At 45.6% G+C, this 24213-nt stretch carries 22 protein-coding genes; 9 read left to right on the forward strand and 13 right to left on the reverse strand.

The annotated features are described in order from the left end of the window. Positions 1 to 26: 26 nt before the first annotated feature. Positions 27 to 299 (reverse strand): hypothetical protein, encoded by a 273-nt coding sequence (locus F1593_RS07025; RefSeq protein WP_149400850.1) that lies wholly within the window; start codon positions 297 to 299, stop codon positions 27 to 29. 491 nt (positions 300 to 790) lie between these two features. On the opposite strand from F1593_RS07025, the gene F1593_RS07030 reads away from it, so the two are divergent. Continuing rightward, complete coding sequence (locus tag F1593_RS07030) at positions 791 to 1831, forward strand: C39 family peptidase (protein ID WP_149400851.1); 1041 nt, start codon at positions 791 to 793, stop codon at positions 1829 to 1831. 914 nt (positions 1832 to 2745) lie between these two features. After that, positions 2746 to 5361: a phosphoenolpyruvate synthase gene (gene ppsA, locus F1593_RS07035; protein ID WP_149400852.1), complete on the forward strand. Its 2616-nt coding sequence runs from the start codon at positions 2746 to 2748 to the stop codon at positions 5359 to 5361. 145 nt (positions 5362 to 5506) lie between these two features. On the opposite strand, the gene F1593_RS07040 is transcribed toward ppsA, so the two are convergent. Further along, on the reverse strand, positions 5507 to 6340 hold the full coding sequence (locus tag F1593_RS07040; RefSeq protein ID WP_149400853.1) for a PIG-L deacetylase family protein: 834 nt from the start codon (positions 6338 to 6340) through the stop codon (positions 5507 to 5509). Between the two features lie 26 nt (positions 6341 to 6366). Then, positions 6367 to 7155 (reverse strand): lipoyl protein ligase domain-containing protein, encoded by a 789-nt coding sequence (locus F1593_RS07045; RefSeq protein ID WP_149400854.1) that lies wholly within the window; start codon positions 7153 to 7155, stop codon positions 6367 to 6369. 240 nt (positions 7156 to 7395) lie between these two features. Between F1593_RS07045 and F1593_RS07050 the strand changes: the two genes are divergently transcribed. The 3 genes from F1593_RS07050 (at position 7396) to efp (ending at position 10280) form a co-directional block, all read left to right on the forward strand. Continuing rightward, a complete protein-coding gene (locus F1593_RS07050; protein WP_149400855.1) occupies positions 7396 to 8193 on the forward strand; it encodes a hypothetical protein in 798 nt (265 codons plus the stop codon). Between the two features lie 349 nt (positions 8194 to 8542). After that, on the forward strand, positions 8543 to 9595 hold the full coding sequence (locus tag F1593_RS07055; RefSeq protein ID WP_149400856.1) for a THUMP domain-containing class I SAM-dependent methyltransferase: 1053 nt from the start codon (positions 8543 to 8545) through the stop codon (positions 9593 to 9595). Positions 9596 to 9713: 118 nt separating this feature from the next. After that, entirely contained in the window at positions 9714 to 10280 is a 567-nt protein-coding gene (gene efp, locus F1593_RS07060; protein WP_149400857.1) for an elongation factor P, read from the forward strand. 115 nt (positions 10281 to 10395) lie between these two features. Here the strand turns inward: efp and F1593_RS07065 are convergent, their stop codons facing one another. The 8 genes from F1593_RS07065 to gltX form a co-directional block, all read right to left on the reverse strand. Next, positions 10396 to 10842: a diacylglycerol kinase family protein gene (locus F1593_RS07065; RefSeq protein WP_149400858.1), complete on the reverse strand. Its 447-nt coding sequence runs from the start codon at positions 10840 to 10842 to the stop codon at positions 10396 to 10398. Then, positions 10839 to 11423, reverse strand: a complete 585-nt coding sequence (gene ybeY, locus F1593_RS07070; protein WP_149400859.1) for an rRNA maturation RNase YbeY — start codon at positions 11421 to 11423, stop codon at positions 10839 to 10841. Before ybeY ends, F1593_RS07065 begins: the two co-directional genes overlap by 4 nt. A gap of 268 nt (positions 11424 to 11691) precedes the next feature. Next, entirely contained in the window at positions 11692 to 11874 is a 183-nt protein-coding gene (rpsU, locus tag F1593_RS07075) for a 30S ribosomal protein S21 (RefSeq protein ID WP_149400860.1), read from the reverse strand. Between the two features lie 138 nt (positions 11875 to 12012). After that, positions 12013 to 13170 (reverse strand): lysylphosphatidylglycerol synthase transmembrane domain-containing protein, encoded by a 1158-nt coding sequence (locus F1593_RS07080; protein WP_149400861.1) that lies wholly within the window; start codon positions 13168 to 13170, stop codon positions 12013 to 12015. 492 nt (positions 13171 to 13662) lie between these two features. Beyond that, complete coding sequence (locus tag F1593_RS07085; protein WP_149400862.1) at positions 13663 to 14613, reverse strand: UDP-glucuronic acid decarboxylase family protein; 951 nt, start codon at positions 14611 to 14613, stop codon at positions 13663 to 13665. A 328-nt stretch (positions 14614 to 14941) separates the two neighbouring features. Continuing rightward, positions 14942 to 15577: a CPBP family intramembrane glutamic endopeptidase gene (locus F1593_RS07090; protein ID WP_172631929.1), complete on the reverse strand. Its 636-nt coding sequence runs from the start codon at positions 15575 to 15577 to the stop codon at positions 14942 to 14944. A gap of 181 nt (positions 15578 to 15758) precedes the next feature. Next, a complete protein-coding gene (locus F1593_RS07095) occupies positions 15759 to 16415 on the reverse strand; it encodes a DUF6483 family protein (RefSeq protein ID WP_149400864.1) in 657 nt (218 codons plus the stop codon). A 91-nt stretch (positions 16416 to 16506) separates the two neighbouring features. Further along, entirely contained in the window at positions 16507 to 18021 is a 1515-nt protein-coding gene (gltX, locus tag F1593_RS07100; protein WP_149400865.1) for a glutamate--tRNA ligase, read from the reverse strand. A gap of 330 nt (positions 18022 to 18351) precedes the next feature. Between gltX and F1593_RS07105 the strand changes: the two genes are divergently transcribed. Next, a complete protein-coding gene (locus F1593_RS07105; protein ID WP_149400866.1) occupies positions 18352 to 19002 on the forward strand; it encodes a hypothetical protein in 651 nt (216 codons plus the stop codon). A gap of 1 nt (position 19003) precedes the next feature. On the opposite strand, the gene F1593_RS07110 is transcribed toward F1593_RS07105, so the two are convergent. Next, positions 19004 to 19540, reverse strand: a complete 537-nt coding sequence (locus tag F1593_RS07110) for a bifunctional nuclease family protein (protein WP_149400867.1) — start codon at positions 19538 to 19540, stop codon at positions 19004 to 19006. Positions 19541 to 19872: 332 nt separating this feature from the next. On the opposite strand from F1593_RS07110, the gene lexA reads away from it, so the two are divergent. From lexA to F1593_RS07125, 3 genes are all read left to right on the forward strand, one after another. Then, positions 19873 to 20517 carry a transcriptional repressor LexA gene (gene lexA, locus F1593_RS07115; protein ID WP_149400868.1) on the forward strand — a complete coding sequence of 215 codons (645 nt, stop codon included), beginning with the start codon at positions 19873 to 19875 and terminating at the stop codon, positions 20515 to 20517. Between the two features lie 397 nt (positions 20518 to 20914). Continuing rightward, entirely contained in the window at positions 20915 to 21994 is a 1080-nt protein-coding gene (locus F1593_RS07120; protein WP_149400869.1) for a hypothetical protein, read from the forward strand. Positions 21995 to 22091: 97 nt separating this feature from the next. Continuing rightward, positions 22092 to 22961, forward strand: a complete 870-nt coding sequence (locus F1593_RS07125; RefSeq protein WP_235932512.1) for a DedA family protein — start codon at positions 22092 to 22094, stop codon at positions 22959 to 22961. An 89-nt stretch (positions 22962 to 23050) separates the two neighbouring features. On the opposite strand, the gene F1593_RS07130 is transcribed toward F1593_RS07125, so the two are convergent. Next, the gene (locus F1593_RS07130) at positions 23051 to 24193 is read right to left on the reverse strand and encodes an AI-2E family transporter (RefSeq protein ID WP_149400870.1); all 1143 of its coding nucleotides are present in this window, start codon (positions 24191 to 24193) and stop codon (positions 23051 to 23053) included. Between the last annotated feature and the right edge of the window lie 20 nt (positions 24194 to 24213).

The raw sequence follows: 24213 nt of genomic DNA on the forward strand, positions 1-24213 counted from the left end.
GGGCTATTTTAGCCGTTATGTGTGTCCTATCTATTATCAACTAGCGGGACATCTGAGCGGCGTATCCAATTTTTATTGTAATAGGCATAGGTATCATCGCGATCATAGTATTCATTCGTCAGGTCACACTCGGTCCAGTTTTCCTCAGTGCCCTGTTCGGCTAGCTTTTTAACGACAGCTTTGATGACATCAGGCCCCTCGGTGCGATCGACACCTGGAAAGAGTTCTTCGGTTACATCACCATCAAACTCAACCACTTGATTTTTTTTCGTGCCACGTAAAATATAGTACACGTACATCTTTGAATTCTCTCCTGCCTCGTATTTGATGAACGCTGGTCATACCTCTGGATCTCTCGCGATTCAGTCACGATATTCCCGCTCATAGAATGAAAGTAACTGGATCATACCATAACCACGTGGCTCTGTTAAGATGATTTTTTTCTGTGCTTGTTCTCCTATTTTTGCGATGTCTTTTGTGCTCCTGGAAGATAATATCCAGGATAAATCCTTCCCGACATTGTCTTTCTTTGCAAAATTTTAATGCCTTTAGCCTGTATACATATGTTATACTATAGATGCTTGCTCTGGCTTTTATCCACGAATGAGGGCACTTTTACCTGTGGTCATAAACCGATTTTCTGCCAAAAGCCTTTTTTGTTGAATTTTCCGTGATCGCATGGTACATTTAACTATATCAGTAGATTAGAACATACGTACAATTTGTTGTAAGGTATGAGGAAGCTACCTGTCAGGGACAGAATGAAACAAGAACATTATAGGAGTTTTTAATGACTATTGTCCTGGTTACGCTTTTGGCAATAGCTATTACGCTAGTTTTGGCAGGATTATTCCTTTCACCCAAACCTCAAGCACCTGTACAACAAGATTTACCCTATGCTACTCGCAATGGTACTCGTGTGTATCGCAGTGTGAGTAGCCAGGCTTATAAACCAGAAAAAAATGTTCGTTTGCAGCGCACAGCCAGGATAGATACTAACTACCGGCCGACTAAATCCTACAAGCGATCTCTCGATCAGTATGGGGCCTCTTTTTCATCCAGCAATTTTGCCCATTTTCGTTCTTTACTCAATGTGAAGCAATTAATTTCGCCTCGTGATGGGGAACCAACTCCATGGTTGGGCATTTGTTTGATTCTTATTGCAATGTTTGGCCTGGGGATGTATTCACTCCAACCATTGTTTGCTGCGCGCTCCAATGCCAGCGTTATTTCCCCATTTTGGACGGAAACATCTCCTGGAGCCACTCCTCTTGCTACTCCTCAGACTGCTTCAAAGTCCGTTGATACTAATTCACCACCGGTATTTACCTCTGCCGGTGCTTCGCAGGCGCTGGTTCGCGTGAATCAAATGTCTGCGAGCCAATATAATTCTAACGATGAATTTAATACGTGGTCGGCGGCTGCATGCTCGGCTGCTTCAATGACCGAGGTTATTAACGCCTATAAACACACGAATTATCGTGTTACTGATATTCTCAAAGTAGAATCTGGCCTGCATCAAATTACCCCGGAGCTTGGTTTGTTGGATGCCAATGGTATTGATGCGACGGTAGATAAATTCGGTTTTAAAGCCTTCCATTTGCAAAACGCAACGTTAGATGAAATTATCAGTATTGCGAATAAGGGTCGTCCTGTCATTGTCAGTTATCCACCACCACGAGTTGAGGGCGGCCATATCCTGGTTCTGCGTGGCGGCCAGGGAAATAATGTCTATATGGCTGATTCATCCCTGCTGAATAAAGCCGTTATGACGCGCGCTGATTTCTCTTATTATTGGGGTGGTTTTGCTGTCGTCGTCACACCTAAATAGCTTGTGATAGCGTAATCATTTGCTCGACTCAGGTGAAATGAAAAAAACATGCTAGATCGGCCATGCGTCATCCCGAAGTTGATACCATTGGGAAACCCTCCGTTCTCTCCTGGCAGAACGACAAAGCCGCGCTCAATTTGAGTTCTGCAGAGAAGTTTCCCAACGGTATCAAGTTTGGGATGACTTATGTAATATAATCCTTGACATCATTTGTGTGAGGCACATATATTTCATATGTGAATAAAAAGTAGACGAGATTGTTGACAAGGGTGTGCTGCTCTACGAACAATCGATGTGTTAATCCCCATGTTTGGGGTCTCCATAAATTTGACACTGCTGGCAAACTCCTGGGACGTGTTTTGCTTGAGTTTGCCAGCAGTGTCAAATTCGGGTGAAGATCAGTTCTCTGAGCTCAAAAACGAGCCCGTTCTTTCTCACTTTTATTGTATCACCTCCTGTCTACTAGCACACTGTCTTTTTGGACGATTTTTTTTGGCGTTCTTTCCCCTATACTCAGGTGGAAGCGACCCACTCTGGCGCATCTGCGGTGAACGCTCTCCTTTGAGCAAAGATACCTCTCATGTTTGTGCTCAAAAAGCACATGCTTCAGCGGGCATGTGCTAGACCCTCGTCGTGTGCGAAAGGTGGCCTTACGTGCCGTCACCGCTTAATAATAGTGTTGGCGAATACCACAATGGATGGAAACAGGGACGTTGGCGGTCAAAAAACTCCAGCCTGACAGGCAAAATACAACAAAAACTGCCTGGTTTTGGTACCGTTCCACTCTCAATGTCATTCGCCAACAGAGCCTTAATGGGGCTGTACCAGGCTAGTACAATACTCCGGTAGATCGTTTTAGCCCGAAGGATGTCATCAAAATTATCAAAGAAGGAATTGCCAAAGGAGGTAAAAATATGAGTTCATACGTGCTTGGTTTTCAGGACATTGACAAAACAAAACTCATGGTTGTTGGGGGTAAAGGCGCGAATCTGGGGGAACTATCCAAATTTGAAGGAATACGCGTACCAGATGGCTTTTGTATTTCTACTGAAGCCTTTAAAAGAATCATTGGGGAAACATCGTTGATTAACGAATTACTTGATCAGTTATCGCTTCTAAAGGTGGAAGACCGGCATAGAATCGGTGAACTGAGCGGTGAGATTCGCAGGGTCATCGAAGGGATAGCCATCCCTCAAGACATTCATGAAGAGATCACCCACTTCCTCTCCAGACGTGATGAAAAAAATGCCTATGCAGTACGATCCAGCGCCACTGCAGAGGATTTACCGACGGCCTCTTTTGCAGGCCAGCAGGATACGTATTTGAACATTATCGGAAAGGAAGCAATCCTAAAGCATATCAGCAAGTGCTGGGCATCGCTCTTTACCGAGAGGGCAGTAACTTACCGCCTTCAAAACGGCTTCGACCACCGTAAAGTCCACCTGTCTGTGGTTGTTCAGAAGATGGTCTTCCCGCAGGCGGCAGGAATTTTGTTTACTGCCGATCCCGTCACTTCTAATAGGAAGGTGTTATCCATTGATGCCAGCTTCGGACTTGGTGAGGCCATGGTCTCCGGCCTGGTGAATGCTGATATCTATAAAGTGCGCAACGGCAAGATTATCGATAAAAGGATATCTACCAAGAAACTGGCTATTTATGCTTTAAAAGATGGCGGTACGAAAGAACAGGAGATTGAACCTGAGAGGCAGAACAGGCAAGCGTTGACGGATGAGCAGATTTTACAGCTTGAACGCATAGGCAGAAAGATCGAAGAACATTTCAGTTGCCCCCAGGACATCGAATGGTGTCTGGTTGATGATACATTTTATATTGTCCAGAGTCGGCCAATCACTACTTTATACCCGATCCCTGAAGCGAATGATCAGGAAAATCACGTGTATGTATCTGTCGGTCATCAACAAATGATGACTGACGCCATGAAACCATTGGGAATCTCTTTCTGGCAGCTAACGGCTGCACGCCCCATGTTTACAGCTGGGGGAAGGTTGTTTGTTGATGTTACACCTCTGCTGGCTTCACCGGCTAGCAGAGAACGTATATTAGATGTTATGGGAAAAGGCGATCCACTCATAAAAGATGCATTGGTGACCATCATAGAACGGGGGGATTTTATACCGTCGTTACCAGATGATAAGCAAGAAAAGACTCCCAGTAAAAGCAATCAAGGTCCGTCGCTTGCGGATTTTCAAACACTAAACGAATATGATCCAACAATCGTTTCTGATTTGATCAAGCGTAGTGAAACATCGATAGAAGAGCTAAAACAAAACATCCAAACGAAATCAGGATCGGATCTGCTTGATTTTATTTTGGAAGACATTCAGCAATTAAAGAAGAGTTTATCTGATCCGCAAGGTTTTGGTGTGTTTATGACTGCTATGAATGCTTCATCATGGATCAATGAAAAAATGAAGGAGTGGTTAGGTGAAAAAAACGCAGCAGACACGCTTTCTCAATCTGTACCCAACAATATCACTTCGGAAATGGGTCTGGCGCTATTGGATGTTGCAGATGTGATGCGCCCTTATCCAGAAGTAATTGATTATATACAACATGTAAAAAATGATAACTTTTTGGATGAACTGGTTCAGTTTAATGGTGGCCAGGAAAGCCGGGACGCTCTCTCTGTTTATCTCAACACATACGGAATGCGCTGTGCCGGGGAAATCGATATAACGAGAACTCGTTGGAGCGAAAAACCAACTACTCTTGTCCCCATGATTCTCAGTAACATCAAAAACTTTGAACCAGGTGAAAGCAAGCGGAGATTTGAGCAAGGGCGACAGGAAGCATTGAAAAAAGAACAAGAGTTATTAGATCGATTGAAGCAATTACCAGATGGTGAACAAAAAGCCAGAGAGACAAAACGAATGATCAGCCTCATCCGGAATTTCATCGGGTATCGTGAATATCCAAAATACGGCATGGTGAATCGCTACTTCGTGTATAAGCAGGCTTTACTCAAAGAAGCCGAACGACTCGTACAAGCCAACGTTATTCATGAAAAAGAAGATATATACTCTCTCACTTTTCAAGAACTTCACGAAGTCGTACGCACAAACAAACTGGATTACCAGATCATCAGCAAACGAAAAGATGAGTACAAATTATATGAAAAACTAACTCTCTCACGTATTATCACGTCTGATGGTGAAATCATTGCAGGTGAGTACAAACGAGAAAATCTCCCAGCCGAAGCTATTGTAGGTCTACCTGTTTCTTCCGGAGTTATAGAGGGACGAGCACGTGTCATCTTAAACATGGAAGATGCTGATCTGGAAGAGGGAGATATATTAGTCACCTCCTTTACTGACCCTAGCTGGACACCATTGTTTGTCTCCATAAAAGGCCTGGTCACCGAAGTTGGTGGACTGATGACCCATGGAGCAGTTATCGCACGCGAATATGGCTTACCAGCAGTTATCGGAGTGGAAAATGCTACCACACTGATAAAAGATGGGGAGCGAATTCGCGTGAATGGAACAGAAGGCTATGTAGAAATCTTATAATGGGGAAGATGTTGTTTTCCTCCTGGGGAGCTAAATAAAAGATGAAAGCCGCCAGGAAGGCGGCCCAATCAGGGCCGCTTTCTCAGACGGAAAAGTTATTATATGAGTCAATTTCATAATGTTCAATAGCTAAAGTTGAGAGAGGTTATTCTTCGCTGCCAGGCATGGGCGTTTTTGGCTCTGGTGGTACATGCAATTTGACGCGGCGGAAGCCCTCGGCGAACTGCATCTCCAGTCCTTTCTTCTCTTTTGCCTCTTTCGCCACCATCGCTGCACGCTCACGAATGCGTTGGCTCATGCTGTCCCGGTCTTCTGGATTAAACTGTGATGCATGGCACATCAAGCCTTTTCCCTTTTGATCGATGCTGGTTGTAACATCGACATAGGTGTTGGTGGTTGGGGAATTGAAGAGATAAATTTCATGGACACGGTATGGCTGCAAGTTTTCCGCCAGCAATTCGCGATAGGAACGTGGATTGCCCGCAAATGGAAAAATGGCATCCAACACGATATTACCCGTGGCACGATGATCGGGATGATTGAGATAGCCAGTTGCCTGGGGTTTCTCATCCGGATCGGGTCCCATGATATGGGCGGTAGGATCGTGTGTAAAGACAACACGAGGACGATATTTGCGGATCAATTTGACGACGCTGCGGCGTGCCTCTTCGCTATTGACCAGATGCCCATCGTGATTGCGCAAGAACTCAACGGCCTGTACCCCATAGGTTTCGGCTGCTAAACGTTGTTCCTGTTCGCGCAACAACATAAGCTCTTCATCGTTTTGGCTTGGAATCTCACTGCCTTCAGTGCCATCTGTCATGACAACCCAGACTATCTTTTTGCCCTGGCTGGCCCATAATGCGCAGGTTGCAGCCGTGCCAAAATCGTTATCATCTGGATGGGCTCCGATGACCATCGCCTCATAATCAGGCGTGGTTAACATTTCCATCGCGCCCTCAGCCGTTCTATCTCCCATTGTATAAAAAACCTTTCATTGCCTATTTAAATAGTGGTTGAGGATGATTCTACCATCAAGCGCTGTCGTTCATCAGGGATGAGAACGCGCTCAAATGCTTTAATCACTTCCTCACTAGTAATAACACGTTCAAGTAGGGTATCTAATCCCACTGCGCGCTCCAATAATCCTGTTTGGAGGAGTGTTTGTTCCTGTTGGGTATGCCCCAATAGCTGCGCGAGGACCTGCGTATCCCATTGTAAAAGCACACCGGCCTGCAGCAGGCTTCCAGCGCGGCGACGGATCATATCAAATCCCACCACCTTGCGTTGTCCAGAGACCACTTCGTATGGTGAGAGGCTTCCATAGCACGCACGATTCATCAAGATTTCATAATCACGAGTCGCGGATTGTTTCCGTAAGGTCCGTTGGGCATGCGCTTCTTCTGGTGGCACTGTGCGAGTCTGCGCTCCCAACTGTGCCAGAGCCGCTACCCAGGCTTCTCCAAACCAGCGATAAGATTCCACCAGGTCAGGAAGATGCAATGGATGATCCGCTGGTAAGACGACATCTAAACTCAATAATGTCGGACCAACAAGGACTGCCGTACCGCCAGCACGTCGATGATAAATAGGCATTGATCCAGCTATGAGTGCGTCTGGATTAATAATGTGCTCTTTTTGAGAAAAGCCCAGGACAAGTCCAGCAGGCTGAGCCAATGACCAGTAAAGTGTTCCTGGATCTCCTGGCTGAAGCATACGTAACAAGTGTTCGCTCTGTTCAATGTGTTGCTGTTGATCAGCAATCGTGAGCGGATAGATGAGCCAATTATTCATGTATCTCTTCGAAGCCATACCTGGACGGCTCTCGTAATCCTCTGTAAACATGCTCGTGTAAACGCTCATGATTCTACCACGAAGATGGCTGAGTGTCACGACTTGCTGGGCTGGAAATAGTTCTGAGGGAGTTCCTTCTTAAATTGTATGATAAAATGATGAGCATAGAGAAAAGAATGCTTGAGTAGTATTCTGTACATCTTCAATGTGGTTTGTTATTTTGCTATAAGGATAAGTGACATGCATGACACATTATCCTCTCTGGTTGAGAGGGCTATGACCGGGCTCCCTCGTCCTCTTGAGTTTTATTTACTTGAACATAGCAGACTCCCCGGACCACGCGCCAATCTGGAATTGGCAAATGATGTGGCCTATTTATTAGCAACCGCCAGTGCTGAACATCCTCAGGCTGTGCTTTCTCTAATAAAGACCTTTTCGAATGGTGATCGTCAACTGGTGACGAGCGGTACTCCCGAAGAATTCGTGATGCTCTGTGGCATCGTCTCTGCTGGCGCGTGTGCCTCTGTACGGAGCGAATGGCGCGAGCAGATAACTGAGTTGTTAAATCATTATGCCTGTAGTTCTTCATGGCGTGTGCGAGAGGCAGTCTCAACGGCCTTTCAACATCTTTTGAGTGCTGATACTCGGATGACGTTGGAATGTTTGTTACAGTTAGCGCAGAGTCACAATTTTTTACAGCAACGCGCTGCTGTAGCAGCCATCGCTGAACCGCGTTTGCTTTATGGTCCCGAGTTGTGTGAAGATGCTTTACAGTTGCAGCGTATCGTACTTGAACAGTTAGCACGTGTGCCGGCTTTAGAACGAAAAAACGAAGATTTTCGCGTCTTGCGCCGCGCCCTTGGGTATACATTGAGTGTAGTCACTGCTGCGTTGCCAGAGAAAGGGTTCGCGTTGATGCGCGAGTGTGCGCTGTGGAACGATCATGATGTCCATTGGATTCTGCGGGAAAATATGAAAAAGAAGCGTATCGCAAAATTTACGCAGGAGATTGCCAGGGTGACAGAACTTCTTCCTTAAATATTTTAGCCAAATAGTGTTGGTAAAGAGGGGTGTTGAAGAAAAAGCGTGCGTGAAATGTATTGGGATTGCTAGTTCAGACCGTCTATGGTATCATGACACGCTGATAGGTAACAGAAGGAAATATTACGCACCGAAAGCTTGAGTTGCTCCCAGACGGCTACTCTTCCTCGTTTTCTCTTTGTAGATGTTGAGGTATGTGGTGAAGACCTACCCATGCTCTTCTATCTCAGTCTGCTCTGCGAATGGCTCATGCCTGCTCTGTTGCCGATTGGATATGTGCTGGCTAACACTGGCTAACACTGGCTAACACTGGCTGAGTAAGGCTGCAGCAAGAAATTTGGAATACATGGCAAACCTTTTCTATGCAATGACGATGCCAGGTCTGGAAACGCTGGCTTTCAGTGAGATTCGTGCGAAATTATCCGGGGCTGAACTTGTGAAATTTATGCGCGGAGTCGCCCTTTTTCGTAGCCCAATGATATATGAGGATATCCTAGATTTACGTACAACGGAAGATGTTTTCGCATCGCTGGTCCATATTAAAGGCTTGCGCCGTGGACCTGAAGGATTGCGGGTCTTACATAGCGCGACGCTAAATGCAGATCTTGAAGCCGCGTTAATGAGCTGGCGGCGTACCCACCATGGAGCGCGTCCCCGTACATGGCGTGTCGTGAGCCAGATGACTGGCTCCTACGATTTCCGCCGTATGGATGGTGGTAAGGCTATCTCTGATGCTTTGCGCCGTAGCTTGCCTCGTGGGATGCGTCTGGTGGAAGATGATGCGGATCTTGAGGTGTGGCTCTGGTTAGGAAGTGGCGACGTTTTAATTGGCGTGCGTTTAAGCGACGCTAGCATGCGCCATCGTACCTATAAGCGTGAGCATCTTCCTGCATCTCTGCGTCCTACCGTGGCTGCTGCCATGGGCTGGTTATCGCGTCCAGATGAGCATGACATTGTTCTTGATCCTCTTTGTGGTGCTGGCACTATTCTGATTGAGCGTGCCCTGTTGGGCCCTGTGGAGGATGCAATAGGTGGTGATATCCGTGATGAAGCAGTCTCATTAGCCAGACGGAATGCTCGTGCCGCCGATGTAGACGCTACCTGGAAGGTGTGGGATGCTCGTACCCTGCCTTTGTCTGCCTCGAGTGTGACACGTATTATCACAAACCTGCCCTTTGGTAAGCAAATCGGCACCAAAGAAGAAAATGAGCAACTTTATACGACACTCATCCAGGAGTTTGATCGTGTGCTGGCTCCCAAAGGCTTAATGGTTTCATTGACCAGCGAAGATCGTTTATGGGATACCATCCTTCGTGAGCATGACTGGCGTATCATCAAAAAAGTAGTTTTTGTGGTGTTGGGTCAACCTGCAAGTATTTTTGTCACTGAACGTTCCTAAGGTCCGTATGCACATATGTATGTAATATTTCCCCTTTGCATACTACTGCATGTGTTCATAGTCGCGTTTTTTTGTAAAGGGGATCAAACAATTAGTTTTCAGAGAGGAGACTACTCCCTTGGGTAATGCAACAACTGCTAATTTTCGTAACGGCATGGTGATCCGCTATAATAATGATCTGTGGACATTGACTGAATTCCATCATGTCAGTCCTGGCAACTGGCGTGCGTTTGTACGTACACGCTTGAAAAATTTGAGAAATGGACGTGTGATTGAGCAGCGTTTCCGTGCTGGCGAAGATGTCGATGAGGTAAGGGTGGAGCATCAAAACTGGCAGTTCCTGTATATTGATGGTACTGATTATGTCTTTATGAATACAGAGACGTTTGATCAGCAGCCGATTGCAAAAGATATGTTGGGAGATGCCGTCAAGTTTTTAAAAGAGCAGGACGAAATCGAGATGCTGGTAGATGGTGATACTATTATTGCTGCTGTCCTACCTAATTTTCTTGAACTCACGGTTGAAAGTGCTGAGCCTGGAGTACGTGGTGATACCGCCAATAACGTGACGAAGCCAGCCACATTGGAGACTGGTGCCGTTATCAACGTCCCGCTTTTTGTGAATCCCGGGGATCGTGTTCGCGTGGATACCCGCACCGGCCAGTATGTTGAGCGTGTGAAATAACTTAACGATAGTATGTTGCTCTGCAGGTTTTTATTTTCCTGTATAGGTAGGTATGGCGTGCGATTCAGAAGCAGAGGGCTAGCGTTATGCTGGCCCTTTTTTGTTGGGTATTATTTTAATGGACAGAGAAAAATACTACCCAGAGATGAGGTCCAAAAATACACAATCCAATCAGGATTGAAAAAATTGCGCTTGCCAATACGGCTCCTGCTGCAACGTCTTTGGCGATCCTGGCCAGAGGATGATAGTCTGGTGTTATCAGATCCACGCATGCCTCTATCACTGTATTAAACATCTCTGCAATAAATACTGCGCTGATGGTTACAAGGAGAATGGCAAATTCGATGGCAGAGAGATGAAGTATTGCGCCCAGGACAATTACGAGGGATGTTACCGCAATATGCACACGGGCATTACGTTGTGTACGAATAGTATAACCAAGTCCACGAAAAGCATACCCAAAGCTACGCACAAACTTCGCGAATTCGCTTTTAGGAGCGGTATTTGGCAAAGGTGCTGGCGCAGGTTTCGTTGCCTCGGGTGACGGTGATAACTGGTTCATCCTCGATATGCCTTTTGTCCCATCTTTTGTAATACTGCTTGTTGGATACCCACCATTGCCTGATATCCTGACTCTGTATGATCATCATAGCCGATCAGGTGTAAGATACCGTGTGAGAGCAGGTAAATCAATTCAGTTGTGTTAGCATGTCCGGCCTGTTGTGCCTGGCGTAAGATAGTTGGCCATGAGATGATGATATCACCAAGGTTAGTAATCATGCCAGGAGGGGTAATAAAAGTTGTATTTGTCTCTGATGAGGGGGGTAAGGAGGTATCGTCCTCATCTACCCGAGGAGGCCACAATTGATCTTCTGGTGCTTGCACAATAGGTTGCTCAAGTAATGGAAAGGAAAGAACATCGGTGGATTTATCTTGTTCACGATATTGTTTATTCATATCGCGAATACCTTCATCATTCGTTATGAGTAAGGTCAGCATGACTTGCTGCGTAATACCAGCGTTCTGAAGTGTATTGGCAACAACACTATCCAGATCGATGGTGGCAAGGACCTGTTCCACATGGGTATTTTGTTGTTCATCACTAAGATTGACATAAAGTTCGATGGATGGATGTTCCTGCATATATTTGTTCCTTAAAATAGGATAAAGACAGCAGTGAGGGGATAAAGCACATCCGATTTATCAGTGTTTTCATAGGTGAGCGTGTAAAATGGCAATCTACCATTCTGCACGCTCATCTCAAACACCCCACGCTGTGCAGGCGGGAGGCAAACTGCAAACAGTTTGCCAATGAAGAAAAGTAGAGCAGTAGAACTACCTATCTTATCTTACTTGCTGGCATGATCTAGAAGGTACCAAGGGTAGAGTAAGCAATTAGTAGTATCTAAAATTATCTCTTGCTGGCTGCTTTACGCCGCTGAGTTGCTTCTTTTCTTTTCCGTTTAATGCTTGGCTTTTCGTAATGTTCGCGACGGCGAGCTTCAGCTAGAATACCCGCTTGCTGAATCTTACGATTGAAACGTTTTAACGCCGTTTCAAATACTTCGTGTTCGGCAATTCTTACTTCTGTCACCGGATTCACCCCTCTCCTGGCCTGTTTTCGAGGTAGGCAAGGGTGCACGGTTAGGCGCAATGGTCTTGCATACTTCTGGACCTGCGCAAAAATTATAGTGTAGGCTTTCGTTTGTGTCAAGCCATTGGAATCAGGCAATCAGGCAGGTTTTCTGGAGGTTTTTTTCCCAAATGCTACCAGGAAGACGATAAAGCCAATCACAAGAATACTGAAGAGGGTAATTACACGGTCAAGTACAATGGCAGCTGCCGTTTGATTGATAAGATCTGTTCCCTGATAAAATAGCGCAATCATGGCTGCCATGCCGCCCTCAACCAGACCGACTCCGCCCCCTGTGGCAGGAATGACGGTTAACAAAGCTTCACCTAATCCGATAAAGATTGCTGCTGCAAGAATATGGATAAGGCTACCACTCATTAAATTGAGCGAGAGAGCGATGAAAAAGAAGCGTAAGGCTTCACAAGCCCAGACCCCCACTGTGAGACCTGCCAGTAGTGGTAAGCGACGGAAAGAGCCCAGTGTTCCTTCCTGGAAGTGATAATATTGTTCTCGAAAGCGCACTGGCACACGTTTAGCAATCTGCTCGCGTGTCACCCGCAATACAAATAAGCCTGCTACACCAATTACGACGGCCACCAGGAGTATTTGCATTCCCAGACGAATTTGCGAGGGCATATGTTGATGGAGACTAATTAGAATGGCAGGAATAAAGAGCATGAGCAACACAATTAAATCCAATAAGCGTTCTGCCAGGACTGTTCCAAAACTCCGTGTGGTTGAGACATTGATTTCCTGGCGCAGAAGATACGCTCGATATAAATCTCCCAACTTGGCTGGCACGATGACATTGGCAAAAAATGAAATGTACACAATTTCGACAATTTTTTTGAAGCCTGGCAGATGAATGCCATTCTCTGCTTTGAAGCCCACATTTTCCAGAAGTAAGCGCCAGCGCAGTGCTCGCAAGCCGAAAGAGAGATAATAGATGATGAATGCTGCCAGGAAAAAGGCCAGGTTGGCATGTTTCACTGCCGCCCATGTTTTTTGCGGGTTGATGTTTGCCTTTTGCGCGAAAAAGATGAGGGCGATCATCACCACTACAAGTGGCACAAGGGTACGCCAATGTAAGAGACGTTTTCCCAGCGCCAGTTGTTCACGGGTCACATCGGTGGATGGCTGATTCTCCGCATCTTTGTGATCAGACTGTGTAGTATTTTTCACTGATTTCTCATATTGCTGTTCATCAACACCTACGACAACCTGATGTGAGGGCCTGTATTCATCTCTACCCCACATCAGAACATTCTCCACGTTCCATTTGTTCTATCTCTATTTAGTATACCTACGTGTCTAAATGTACGTACGTGACCTCAAGAATATTCTTTTCCCTGTTGATTAGTTATACTGATTAATCAGCTCCTTGTAAAGCTTAAAGCAATATTTTCCTGGTAAAATATCAGCTTTTGTTCAGTGTTAGATATATGCTTGTAGGAGGAGAAGATAGTTATACTCATGTCGTTCACGTGAGGATGCTCTATTTTTCCCCGACCAATCAGAAAGGCACCCCTTATGAGATGTTATCCTGTGATCGAAGTCAGTATTGGATGAAGGCGAAGATATGGAGTAGAAAAAAATGATATGCAGATATTGTTGAGAAAGTCTTCTTTGTGCATATTTTTTATTATGGCATCTTAATTGTTGCTTACATCTACTCCATATTTTTTGTATAATTAAGCCTGGTAACTTCTATAAGCCTGTATAGATTAAATAGACGTTATGTGCAATTGGTTATGAGACAGTTGAGTACCGGGTAACACGTTTGCTGAACCACTCGATGGTTTGACGTAATCCGTCTTCCATATTTACCTTGCGCTGCCAGCCTAACATCTGTAATGCCTTGGTCGTGTTCGCTCGACGGCGCTCAGGATCATCAACGCGACTGGTCTCAAAGCGAATTTCAGATGAAGAATTACACAATTTGACAATCATTTGTGCATATTCAAGGACTGTATGCTCCTCGGAGCTACCCAGATTGAAGACTTCACCTGCTGTATTTGGTGTAAACATAGCTCGTATCAAGCCATCTACCAAATCACTGACATAAGTGATGCTGCGGGTCTTGTTTCCATCTCCATAAATAGTAATAGGTTCATTTTTGATTGCCTGGGTAATGAAATTAGGAATCATACGCCCATCTTCAATGGCACTATTGGGACCATAGGTATTGAAAATGCGTACAATGCGGACATTGGCTTGATACTGGCGGTAATATTCCATAACCAGTGTCTCGCCCAGACGTTTGCTTTCATCATAGCAGGCGCGTGGACCAATTGGATTGACGTTTCCCCAATAATCTTCGCGCTGTGGATGAACCAGTGGATCTCCATAGATCTCTGAAGTTGAGGAGATCAAAAAGCTGGCGTTATTTTTGCGTGCGAGCTCGAGCATACGATGGGTACCAGTGCTGTTGACGAGAATCGTTTCCAGGGGATGTTCAAGATAGCCTACGGGGCTGGCCGGACTGGCAAGGTGAAAGATGGCATCTGCCTCACACTCAAAGGGTTGCGTCACATCCTGTTCCAAAAAAGTGAAACGAGGATTATCAATAAAGGCTTGAATGTTTAGTTTTGAACCTGTGATGAGGTTATCTGCACAGAAGATAGTATGACCTTCTTCGAGTAGACGCGCACAAAGATTAGAGCCAATAAAACCTGCTCCACCGGTAATTAGAACTTTCAACGAGAACCTCCAGCTATAAATAATATCTCTGAAAGATATTTGTACCTAATGGTAGACGATTTGAGTAGTGGTTGGTAACGAGAATAGTACAAAGGACATCAAGTTTGCTCTATACCTCTTCTCAGATACTCTCTAACCTTGTCAAACCCATGAACGATGGTGATGGTTCCCTACATTCCCTGTGCGCTTTGCTCACCTGTTGCCATAGAGGGACAACGAAATTTTTATAGCACAGCCACGCATCATGGATGGCTTTATGTGTTCTTTCCTAAGATCAATACGTTTTGTTCTTCAAATTCGTCGCAGGTTGTTTACATATGCACCTGTTTTATATGGCTTTTGCTTGGATGCGTTTCCACCGCTGGTAAAGCACTTCATCTCCCCAACTGAGAAAGCCGCTGGTCGTAAATCCATGGATGATAATAACCGCGAGCAGTGAATGAGGTCCAGGAAGGAAGAGATAGACCAGGCTAAAAACCACCCCGGCCAGTCCAACGCCGCCGACGCTCCGCCAATTCCATTTGCCCAGCCGATGATAGAGGGTATAGATTGTTGTGCTCACTGCCCATCCAAGGAAGAGAGAATGACTCCATTGCATGACAGCTGCGAGGATCAAGCCACGAAAAAAAAGCTCTTCAACAGGACCATTGATAAAAAGGTAGAACACAGTTTGCATACATTGATCGCCAGGCGTCGGTTTACGGAAGGCACGACCAACGATATACATACGATAAGTGGCGGCAAATGCTGCCATGCCAATACCGACACTCAGACCAATGCCCAGATGAAGTGGCACATTCGTCTGGGTGATGCCCAGGAAAGAGAGAGGGAGATGAAAAATCAGAATATAGATAAACGGTAGTAGTCCCATAGGAATGATACGCATAAGAATATCCGGCCACATCCAGCGCCATGAACTGGAAACGGTTGAATAAACTAGCTTTGATGATGTATCTGATGCCACCCTGCGACCCCTTCTTGGGAGAAAGATCGTTTTTTCTTGCGTTGTTGCCATTGATAGACACAAGCTTCCTGACTTGCTCTTTTAAAAGCAGGTTAAATGATGTTAAGTAAGTGTTATCAGTGTAAACAATCAGAGCGTTATTGTCCAGTAGTCAGGAGCATGAGCAATTATTTTTGATATGCTAGTCTACAAAGCGTTGGAGTTGAGCCAGGCCTTCCTGCACTTCTTGCAGTGAGAAGTCGCCATTTTCAAGATCGGCTCTATTTTTTGCTTGCAAGCGTTGATAAAAAGCATGACCAGACTCAAGCATTTGTGGCTCTGGATAGTGCTCAAGATAGTCAAAGAGGATATTTTCCGCCTGGGCATACATTCCTAGTTGCTCATAATAGCGGAATAATTTTTTTTGAACATAGGATGGCAATTCATACGCAGAAAGTTTATCAATCAGGACTTTAGCATCTCCATACAGGGGAGAATCAAAGGCAACGTGTTCTTGATGGAGCAATTCCAATAACAAATAAAGGGACTTTACATAGCGATAGTAACTGTCATTGCTGTTCCCTAAATTATCATACGTTTCTCCTTCTTCTTTGAGCAAAGAAGCGATCCAGAGACAGGCTTCGGCATTGAGTTTACCGATAGGTGAAAGAGCCTGAAGGAGCATCTCGTCTGAGAGTGAATTGATAAAGCGAGATGTCATACCAGTGAATTTTAAGAGAAGGTTATCGATAGCAATTAACGTATCTTCATTCTGATTCCGTTTGCGTAAACCGATCACTATCGAGAGTTCATAGCCGATTTGCTCCGCCAGACGCAGAATATAGTCTTTATTGATCATCGCCCCTCACTTTCTGTCTTTGTCTGTGGCGATCACTAGTAATCCAGGGCACTCATGGTTGAGTGCCCTGGATGTTTTTCTGATGTATGACTCAGCCCAACCTGGCGATAGCCTGATCAATGCGTTGCATACACACATCCCGTCCCAACACCTCCATCATCTCAAAGAGAGGAGGAGTCGCGGTGCGTCCACTGACAGCTGTACGGATAGTCCCAAAGACCTGTCCATTTTTCAGGCCTAATTTTGTCACTAACTCACGTAATTGAGCTTCGAGGATACTATGTTCCCAGGTGGATAAGCTATTGAGCAACGTGCGTGTTTGGAGCAAGGCTTCGCGTGTGCTGGCGGCATCCATCTTTTTCTGAATCAGAATATCCAAACTATAGTCAATCTCTTTCTCATAGAAGAAAGAAACGACGTGTGCAGCCTCGCCTAACGTTTTCAGGCGCTCATGTTCCAGAGCCAGGACTCGTGTTGTATATGCGCGATCCAACGGACGGACAATGCTTGCGGGGAGTCCACCTTCATCCTCAGCGAGCTCCATATAAGGAATGGTACGTTCCACGAGCTCTGCCAATGGCAGATTGCGAATATATAAACCATTCATCCACAGCAATTTATCGGGATCATAGATGCCGGATGAGATACCAATTTTCTTCAATGTGAAGGCTTTGATGAGCTCATCTTGAGTGAAAATCTCGGTCTTATCATCATATGCCCAACCTAAGAGTGCCAGGAAGTTAAACACGGCCTCGGGCAGGTACCCCTGCTTCTTATAGTCTGACCAGGATGGTGCGTTGCGCCGTTTGCTCAACTTCTTTTTATCCTTGCCCAGCACATTCGGGACGTGATAGAACAGTGGTACAGGCCAGCCTAAGGCCTGATATATTTGTACATGACGAGGTGCGCTGGAAATCCACTCTTCACCACGTAGCACATGAGTGATCTTCATCAGGTGGTCATCAACCAGATGGGCCAGATGATAAGGAGCCAACCCATTGGTTTTCATAATGACAGTATCATCGATATCACTATTTTTGAAAACCATATCCCCATGTAATTCATCATGAACGACGGTCTCGCCCTCCAGAGGCATCGCGAAACGCACGACCCAGGTTGCGCCGCTGGCTTCAATGGTGGCTCGCTCTTCCGGGCTTAGATAGCGGCAATGGCGATCATAGCGGGGAGGCAGCTTATTGGCAATTTGTTCTTTACGCATGGCATCTAGCCGCTCAGGTGTACAATAGCAGCGATACGCATGACCTGACTCAAGGAGTTGGTTCGCATACTGTTGATAGAGAGCCTTGCGTTGTACTTGATAGTAAGGACCATAAGGGCCACCAATATCTGGGCCTTCATCGACATCCATGCCTAACCAGCGCAGACCATCGGTGAAATCTTCAACCGCTCCTTCTACAGTGCGTGCCAGGTCTGTATCTTCGATGCGCAAGATAAATTTGCCACCACTATGGCGAGCATAGAGCCAGCTGAAAAGAGCAGTACGAAATGCACCAATATGTAGAAATCCGGTAGGACTCGGTGCGAAACGGAGACGGGGGGCATTGGTAGCGTCTGACCCCTCCGCATGGTTGTCGATTTGTGTCATACGAAGAATGGTTCTCCTTCAACTACTTTACTACATTGCCGATGTTACCGATCTATTGTAACATAGTATAATCATGAGTGGATAGCATGGCATGTAGCCAGTTGTGCGAAGCTTATTTTACCCTTGCTACATAATCGATATCCGCGTGGGCCTGTTGTTCATTACCCTGGTGGCAGCTAGTACAACCTCATTCTACACCCAACCGTACTACTTATTGTGAAGAGACTGTGACACACAATAGAATGTAGAGAAATGCCTGGAGATATGGCACTAAGTCCGGTCACCGGATTGCGCTGATATGGCTTGTGTCAGATAAGAAGGAGCATAGTTTTGGAAATTAGCTTTCGCAAAAAAGTGCCTGAAGCAACTGATGAGCATGATCTGCCAACTGAACCGGTGTCCCCACTAACAGATCCATCAGCCCCTCGATCAGGAGTAGCAAGTAGATCAGCAAATGAGGCAAGTAACCCTGTTCCATCTGTATCCTGGCAGCCTTTTTATGCCGCACCTCCGGCACAAAATTATCCTATCCTACCAACCTTCCCGACGGGAGACGAGAACGAGAATATACAGGAACAGGAAAAGTCATCGGTTATCTGGCAGCTGGGATTGCATATCTATGTGCTCAAAATGTTGCCATTAGGAGTGGGATGCTGTTTCGTTGCTTTGCAACTTGTGCTCGTCACGCGTTTTATTTGTAAAGCATTACTGATTGACTCAGCCATACCCTGGATAAATAGCGTGTATGGGTTGAGCGAAATAGCATTGCTCCCGTTTCGCGCCTTATTGCCATCGTTAGATCAAGCCTTTTTTTTACGGGTTGAGCCGTATACAATCGTGGCGATTGTATGTTATGGACTCTGTTCACGCTTGCTGGTACGCCTGCTGAAAATGTTGATACGTATCCATGTCTCAGCATATGGACGAGCAAAACAAACTATGCAGATGGGAAGTACTGCTGCCTCTGATTTGAACAAGTAGCCTAGTCCTTACCGAACTCGTCTAAAACATCCAGGCTATTAATGAAATCGCGATAAGCATCTAGATTTTCCTCTTCTTCTAAAGGCTCTTCGAATTTCGTCACAGAACGTGTTGTCGGTAAAGAAGGCTCTTCATTCGATTCTGGAATCACTCCTGCCCGTTCCAGAACACCCTCATCAACATAGATAGGTGTTTTGGCACGTACTGCCAATGCAATAGCATCGCTTGGCCGGGAATCAATTTCTATGTGGCGTCCATCTACATCCAGCACAATGCGTGCGTAGTAGATTTCATCGATTAAATCAGAAATTACGATGCTTACAATTTTCGCATTCAATTCCTCAATTACATTTTTGAGCAGATCGTGGGTGAGTGGTCGGGGTGAGGACGCTCCCTGCAGCTCGACGGCAATCGCATATGCCTCTGCATACGCTATCCAGATGAAGAGATAGCGCTCTTGCTTCGTAGCTTTCAAAATGACCACTCGCTGCTGCGTAGCCAGATTTATGCGCACGCTCTCAACTTTCATCTCTACCATAGTTTTTCTGACTCTCTCTTTCGTGCGTGGGTCCGTCGAATACCGGATGCCTCTATTGTACACCTGACGAAGTATTGAGCGCAAATCAGAACGCATCTTTGAATAGCTTGGCGTATCTCAATGTTCCTTTGCAAGGAGTATAACAAAACCTGCTGTGGCTGCCAAGTCCTTATGGGCGATGAAGCAGAGTAAGAATAAATTTTTGAAAAATACGTTCAAAAAAAGCTTGTATTGACAGTGCTGTTGTGGTATTATCTTCTGGAATAGTCGTTCTAGTTTTTGCTGTGTGGGGATGTTAGCCGAAGGTGTTCAGAAAGACAGGAGACCATACTATGTCGTTGGAGCAAGCCAGCGAAATACAGCGCCGCATGTATGATTTCATTGTAAATTACATGAAATCTGAGGGGATGCCCCCTACCAATCGTGAGATTGGTCGCGAATTGAATATTGCCAGTACGGGCCATGTTGACTATCATCTCACAATGCTAGAAAAGAAGGGCTTGATCTCTCGGCAGGCGAAAAAGAGTCGAGGCATTAAGCTGACAAAACAGGTGCAAGAAGGTATCCCCGTCATGGGGATCATTGCTGCAGGTGAGCCGCTAGATATTTTCTCAGACGCTTCAAGCTCAATCAATATTGGGAGCGATATGATTGAGACGGAAAATACCTACGCATTGGTTGTGCGCGGACGCTCGATGATTGAAGATCACATTTGTGATGGGGATTATGTGGTTATTAAGCCACAATCAACCTGTCAAAATGGAGATATCGTTGTGGCTGTCCATATGCAAGAGGGCGCGAGCGGTAGTTCTACTCTGAAACGTTTCTTTCAGGAAAAAGAACATAATCGTGTTCGCCTCCAGCCAGCCAATTCAGAACTTGATCCCATTATGATCCCCAAAAGTGTCTGGGATCGTGAATGGCAGATTCAGGGAAAAGTGGTGGCAATCTTCCGCCAATGCATCGCAGCAGCTTGAACATGCACTGATATCGTACTCTTGAGTACTGTCTCATTGCTGATAGACCATGCGCTTTATCTACAAGGCAGTTAACGTGATCGCGTATCGTTTGGCCGTAAGGGCTAGAGAAGAAGTAATAAAGATACGCTTGATCATGTAGACTGCCTTGTCTTTTTTTGCTTGTTTTTCATTATTCCTAATTTGTTAAAAGAGGCAGATTTAGTATTTTTGTCTGGAAAATAGCATGAGCAACGTATTGTGTACTATACTCACGCTTGTAATCAGCTTTGAGCAGTTCTTAAATGCTGAGTGCCCTTGTACTCTTTAGCTGGTTTTGGTATACTCTCTTTAGCATGGTGATGAGTTGTACTAGGGACTCTTACGTGTTGTGGTAGTTCAGAAAGGATGCATGCTTTTGTTAAAGGCTGTTGCTACGGCATTAGTGCTTATTGCTGGAGCCGCGGTTGTTCTCTGGTATGCTAATACCCTCAACTCCTGGGTGGTCGGTGGTTTAATTGGTGGATTGGCTGCCCTGCTGATCAGTATTCCTATCTCCTTGATTATTTTCACCTATCTCGCGCGTCGTCACGATGAACGCACTGCGCAGGATGATGAAGCGGATAGCTATGAGAGATCTTTGCGCCCCAGATATGTCTATCGAGAAGTGCCTGAACGCATGGCGCAAAATGTCTATGTTGAAGCGGAAAGAGATTACGAGCCTGCGCATCGAGGTGTCTGGGGAGAAGAGTACGAGGAATGCGACGAGTATGATATATATGAAGCAGCATATGACGAGAATGAGTTCCGTGATTTTCCTGAACCCATATACAAACAAATTCCACGCTTACCTGCTGCTCGTCAACAGTCCCTCTCGCGTGCTCCTTCTACCCGGCGTAATGCTATGAATAATGAACCGTTTTCGGAGACTGAGGCACGCAGTCGTCGTAAGACAACGCGACGCCTAAATCAGCACCAACCGATTTTTCCAGGCTATCAGCCTGAGATGACGCGTGGTCAATTTCAGTCACAAGCGTTACGTATAGCTCGTGAAGAGGCGTATCGACGTATCGAAAATGCTGAAGATATCCCATCTTCGGCTCTCCCACCCTCTCAAAAAAGCCAGGAACGCGACTATCCGCCTACGACACATGAGTATCGTCATACTTATCGGGAGCGCCAGGACGCAACAGCATTCCCACGCAATGCACGGCAAGGACGAAGAATCGTAGATGCCAATCCATTACCCAATAGTACCGTTCGTCCAGATCCTGAATTCTCCCAGAAACAAGATCGTCTCATTGAGACCTACAAAGATCCTGAGACAGAAACTTTGCCTCGCAACTATGCTACCGGAGACCTGAAAAAGCCGCTAGTGCGCCGCGCACCTTATATGTATGATGATGATCCATTGAAAATGGAACTGGCCCAGCAGGTAGAGCCACCTGTGATAAAGCGCTCGACACGACATCTTTCGACAAAGCCTGATGAGGAATAGGCATTTTTACCTTTGTTTTCGGTCCTATCAGTCCTGGCCTCTTTCAATAAAATATGCTAGTATAAATCAAAATGCGAGCTTTACGAAGGAGGCATAAGTGGCTCATATCACTGACGTGTTAACTCAAATCATTACGAACCTATATATTTCTACAGGATTATTAGGTCTCGTGTTAGCAATGGCAATTGAAAGCTGTTGCATTCCATTGCCGAGCGAAATTGTTATCCCTGTAGCCGGGTTATTATTTAATCAGCATAAAATATTAAATGGAACAACAACTCCGGTTGGTCTGGTTTTAATTGCCCTGGCTGGCGCGGTTGGTTGCCTACTTGGATCAATGATAGCTTATGGCATCGGCTATAAGGGCGGGCGTCCACTTATGCTGAAATACGGACGCTATGTCTTGATTTCTCAGCACGATGCTGATCTTGCTGATCGTTTCTTTCAGCGTTGGGGAAGCGCGACGGCGTTCTTCTCTCGCTTGTTGCCTGTGGTGCGAACGTATATCTCGTTGCCCGCTGGTATGACGAAAATGTCATTTAGCAAGTTTTGTGTGTATTCGTTTGTTGGCTCTTTTCCCTGGTGCCTTCTGCTCGCATACGCAGGTTATGTACTGGGTAACAATATGGCCGTCATCGACCCATATTATAAGAGTTTTGAGTATGTTATCGTCGCTTTAGTTGTTGTCCTTGTTGTTCTTTATGTCTGGCGTCATATTCGCAACGACCGTCGTGCTCGCGCCGAGCATACTGTAGCTGAAGCGCAAGCCGCCAATGCTGCACCATTTGCACAGCCTCTGAATAATGCTCCCTATCAGCAGCAACAGTATCAGCAGCAGCCTGTTAAGGGTGGTCAATTTCAGCAACCTAACAATGGTAGCCAGTTCCAACAGCCTTATGACAATCAGGCACCTCAAAATTGGCAACAGCCTCAAAATCCATCCCAACCTTTGCCTCCTCGTTGGTAATAAACGTATCTTTCATTAAAACAAAGCCCCCTATAGTTTTCATGCTATAGGGGGCTTTGTTTTAATGAAAGATAGTAGGAATCGGTCGTTTATGTGCTGTTGCTGTTTGTCACATCTGGCAGCGGCGTGGTTGTTTTCGCTTCAAATTCTTCGGGATGTTGTTGGCTCCAGGAACGCCAATAGGTCACAATCAGAATCTGGATAATGCCAGCAATGGGAGCAGCGAAAAGCGCGCCCAGCAGACCAAATAATTGTGCTCCGATCAATAGTGCTCCAATCGAAACAATGGGATGAATGCCTACGGAATGACCCAGGATACGTGGAGCTAAAATCTGTCCATCCAGCCCTCCCTGCACTATGCCAGAGAATGCCGTGACGATCAGCCCGGTCTGCCAACCTTTGGTGAGAAAGGTGAGAATAATCGCCAGGCCAACCGAAAGATATGAACCAATTTGTGGCACAAACTCAAAGACAAAAATGATAATGGCTAGCAACGTTGCATAAGGAGCACCGATGATAGTATAGCCAATCCACATAATGATGCTAATAATGGTTGCCAGTGTAATTTGCCCGCGCACAAATCCTCCCAGCGTATGATGCAGGGCATCCAGAAAGAAATTTATTTGGCTGCGCCAGCGTAATGGCGTTTTAGTACGAAACCAGTTTAAAGTTCTGTGTCCATCGATCAGGAAATAAACGCTGAGCGATGTAACTATGATGATATTAATAACCACAATAAAAATACTATTGACCAGTGGAAAGACATTTCCAAGTACCGAGAGTACGTAGTTGAGTACTTGCTGGCTTGAATTGAGAAGATCATTGGGCGAAATATGCATTTGTGGAAGCTTTTTGATGAGCGGTTGTAAAAATTGTAGAAAGTGGGGAAGATTATTTTCAATTGCCAGGAGTAAAGTAGCCAGCTGCCCAATTGCGGTCAGGACCACGAAGTAGATAAGTAAGAGGAGCAGTGCCAGGATACCGATATAGACAATCAGAATAGCCAGTGGACGTGGAATAATACGCTCAAGTAAATTCACCAGAGGATAAATAACATATGCGATGATTGCAGAAATACCAATGATGACCAGGGACGCAAAGATTTTGTTCAGCACAAGCGTGGCGACACTGATAATGATGATCCACGCAACGATGGTGAGCGCAATTAGAAAGCGTCTTGCCCAGACAGTATTGGATATTTCTTCATCATGGGGATGTATGTCTGGACTCATGTATCAATCCTTCTCTGCTA

The organism is Dictyobacter arantiisoli (assembly GCF_008326305.1).
GTDB lineage: Bacteria > Chloroflexota > Ktedonobacteria > Ktedonobacterales > Ktedonobacteraceae > Dictyobacter > Dictyobacter arantiisoli.

Coding starts and splice junctions, on each gene's coding strand:
- F1593_RS07025 (WP_149400850.1), bottom strand. CDS start 299: ATGTACGTGTACTATATTTTACGTGGCACGAAAAAAAATCAAGTGGTT.
- F1593_RS07030 (WP_149400851.1), top strand. CDS start 791: ATGACTATTGTCCTGGTTACGCTTTTGGCAATAGCTATTACGCTAGTT.
- ppsA (WP_149400852.1), top strand. CDS start 2,746: ATGAGTTCATACGTGCTTGGTTTTCAGGACATTGACAAAACAAAACTC.
- F1593_RS07040 (WP_149400853.1), bottom strand. CDS start 6,340: ATGGGAGATAGAACGGCTGAGGGCGCGATGGAAATGTTAACCACGCCT.
- F1593_RS07045 (WP_149400854.1), bottom strand. CDS start 7,155: ATGAATAATTGGCTCATCTATCCGCTCACGATTGCTGATCAACAGCAA.
- F1593_RS07050 (WP_149400855.1), top strand. CDS start 7,396: ATGCATGACACATTATCCTCTCTGGTTGAGAGGGCTATGACCGGGCTC.
- F1593_RS07055 (WP_149400856.1), top strand. CDS start 8,543: ATGGCAAACCTTTTCTATGCAATGACGATGCCAGGTCTGGAAACGCTG.
- F1593_RS07065 (WP_149400858.1), bottom strand. CDS start 10,842: ATGAACCAGTTATCACCGTCACCCGAGGCAACGAAACCTGCGCCAGCA.
- ybeY (WP_149400859.1), bottom strand. CDS start 11,423: ATGCAGGAACATCCATCCATCGAACTTTATGTCAATCTTAGTGATGAA.
- F1593_RS07080 (WP_149400861.1), bottom strand. CDS start 13,170: ATGTGGGGTAGAGATGAATACAGGCCCTCACATCAGGTTGTCGTAGGT.
- F1593_RS07095 (WP_149400864.1), bottom strand. CDS start 16,415: ATGATCAATAAAGACTATATTCTGCGTCTGGCGGAGCAAATCGGCTAT.
- gltX (WP_149400865.1), bottom strand. CDS start 18,021: ATGACACAAATCGACAACCATGCGGAGGGGTCAGACGCTACCAATGCC.
- F1593_RS07110 (WP_149400867.1), bottom strand. CDS start 19,540: ATGGTAGAGATGAAAGTTGAGAGCGTGCGCATAAATCTGGCTACGCAG.
- lexA (WP_149400868.1), top strand. CDS start 19,873: ATGTCGTTGGAGCAAGCCAGCGAAATACAGCGCCGCATGTATGATTTC.
- F1593_RS07130 (WP_149400870.1), bottom strand. CDS start 24,193: ATGAGTCCAGACATACATCCCCATGATGAAGAAATATCCAATACTGTC.